This window comes from Chryseobacterium sp. 27AL, from assembly GCF_057815395.1.
Window position 1 is genome coordinate 1 of sequence record NZ_JBYRIW010000040.1, and the last position, 584, is coordinate 584.

At 47.6% G+C, this 584-nt stretch carries 1 rRNA gene; it reads left to right on the forward strand.

Going from position 1 to position 584, the window contains the following annotated elements:
• Positions 1-584: ribosomal RNA gene (locus tag AC3WV0_RS18110) — 23S ribosomal RNA — on the forward strand; the annotation flags it as partial.

Below are 584 nucleotides of genomic sequence, written 5' to 3' on the forward strand. Positions count from 1 at the left end.
ACTTCGAATAGAAGGGTGAAATAGAACCTGAAACCGTACGCCTACAAGCGGTCGGAGCAGATTAATTCTGTGACGGCGTGCCTTTTGCATAATGAGCCTACGAGTTAATTTTACTAGCGAGGTTAAGTAATTAAGTTACGGAGCCGGAGCGAAAGCGAGTCTGAATAGGGCGCATAGTTAGTAGGATTAGACGCGAAACCTTGTGATCTACCCATGGGCAGGTTGAAGCTTTGGTAACACAAAGTGGAGGACCGAACCGGTTGACGTTGAAAAGTCTTCGGATGACCTGTGGGTAGGGGTGAAAGGCCAATCAAACTGGGAGATAGCTCGTACTCTCCGAAATGCATTTAGGTGCAGCGTCGATTTATAGTTTATTAGAGGTAGAGCTACTGATTGGATGCGGGGGTTTCATCGCCTACCAATTCCTGACAAACTCCGAATGCTAATAAATGATGGTCGGCAGTGAGGGCATGGGTGCTAAGGTCCATGTCCGAGAGGGAAAGAACCCAGACCAACAGCTAAGGTCCCCAAATTTCTGTTAAGTTGAAGCAACGCGGTTGGACTGCATTGACAGCTAGGATGTT